This window comes from Geobacillus sp. WSUCF-018B (genome assembly GCF_002809985.1).
Lineage (GTDB): Bacteria > Bacillota > Bacilli > Bacillales > Anoxybacillaceae > Geobacillus > Geobacillus thermophilus.
Window position 1 is genome coordinate 1 of the sequence record NZ_PIJF01000124.1, and the last position, 1,780, is coordinate 1,780.

Here is a 1,780-nt window from a genome sequence, read left to right on the forward strand (position 1 = left end):
GATGTGCTAATCTATTCATGAGACATGAACCTCCTTGTGAATGGTTTGGTAGCACATCTATTCTAACCAAGGAATCGGGTTCATGTCTCCTTTTTTGTTAGTGATTTTGCTCATCTACAGTTAATTAAAAGAATGTAATATAAAATATATTTTTCGAAAATTTACTATTGAAAGTTTATTTTTAATAATTTATAATGAAATTGAAAACGGAAGGTGGAAAATGATAAAATGGGTCAAAAAAAAAGCTATTTGATTATAGCACTCATCATGCTTTCTGTATTGCTGTTTTCAGGATGCAATAATTTTTTAAAAAAAGAAAATGAAAAAGAAAATAGACAACCCTTACATACAAGTGATACTATCTCTTTCCATGAAAATGAACATTTTATTATACCAAATAATGCGCAGGAACAGCTTGGATTTATTCCTGATACCGCAACTTCATTTACAGTTGATTCGAAACTGAAAAAAAAGTGGATGATTGATAATGAATCGGTTGATATTGTTTCTTTAAAATCTGGAATGAAACAATTCACGTTCAACTTTATCATTGATAGTCTAAAAGATAGAGATCGTCACTTTCGTCTGTTTATTTTCCATAATCAAAAATTTATCAAATTTTTGATTAACAATAAAAAATATACGTATTATGATATTCACATGAAAGGAAACGGATCCTTAAAAATTCCGATTCGTGTCCAGGTATCAAATAATTATGATTTTAGTGAGTATTTGCCTATTTTAATTGATAAAGATCAAAAACAATTTTTTACGGAAAACATACCTGTAACGAAGGTATTAGTAAGTAAAAGAAATAAAAATGATTTCTCTGAAATATCATCACATATAAAATTGGATAATGTTCAAAAGATATTTAAGAAGGAAAACAGTAAAAGCAACGAGTTTGGTCTGCCATCTGTTGTTTTGTTAAATGATCGTTTCACTCCTTTAAAAGTAGAAGAGGTTAATAAAGCACGGTATGTTCGAATTGATCAAAGTCCGCACAAAATGGTGGAGGAGATCATGTTTTTTGATATGGAAGGAAATATATATGGAGTAAGAGGAAAACAACCTCGTTCTTATACGCTTGAACAACCAAAAGATCAGGATTTTATCATCCCTATTCCAAAAGAAATCACTTTATCTAGCAAAGAGCGGTTTTTCTTGTTAATTAACAACAATCCAAGAGAAGAAAGTTTTATTCATCTAAATGATATAAAAAAAGGAAAAAACAATGTTTTTCTAAACTTTGCCAATCTGTATGAAATACGATAAGGTTTATGAAACAACTAGAAGAAAAGAGGTGAATTTTAGGAGGTTTCCTCCTATTTTCACCATGAAAGTAAAATATCCTTAACAAGTTACTTGTTTTGATACCTGGGTATCTCCTAACATTTTTTGAATAAGGAAAAAGCTAAAGGGCGCACATTCGAAGGAAGAGTCTTAAATGTTTTGAACAAACATTTAATATTATGTAGAGAAAAAAGTGACAGAAAAACGGCAGATTTTTGACAGAAAGACGACAGAATATTTCTGTTTAGACATGTTATGATGGTATCGTGGGATATGTTGAAGCAGGGCGTCACTCCGATCGGGGTGGCGTTTTTCATTTTGACCCGGCCGACGGGACAGGCGATTTTTCAGCTGTTTCAATATGTGAACGTCATCCTGCTGGAGCTGTCAGACGGGCGCATCCAACGCGCACTCGATCGCCCCCTCAACCCGGACCAGCGAAGGATTCTGCAGGGATTGGGCATGGATGAGAGCATCTACGTGTAAC

At 33.0% G+C, this 1,780-nt stretch carries 1 protein-coding gene and 1 pseudogene; both read left to right on the forward strand.

Going from position 1 to position 1,780, the window contains the following annotated elements:
* Positions 1-228 precede the first annotated feature (228 nt).
* Complete coding sequence (locus CV944_RS16895) at positions 229-1,275, forward strand: hypothetical protein (RefSeq protein WP_100664569.1); 1,047 nt, start codon at positions 229-231, stop codon at positions 1,273-1,275.
* Between the two features lie 336 nt (positions 1,276-1,611).
* Positions 1,612-1,779 (forward strand): annotated as a pseudogene (locus tag CV944_RS16900) (IS1634 family transposase); the annotation flags it as partial.
* Position 1,780: the final 1 nt, after the last annotated feature.

Bases quoted from the DNA above. Each gene is read 5' to 3' on its own strand.
- CV944_RS16895 (WP_100664569.1), top strand. From the start codon at position 229: ATGGGTCAAAAAAAAAGCTATTTGATTATAGCACTCATCATGCTTTCT.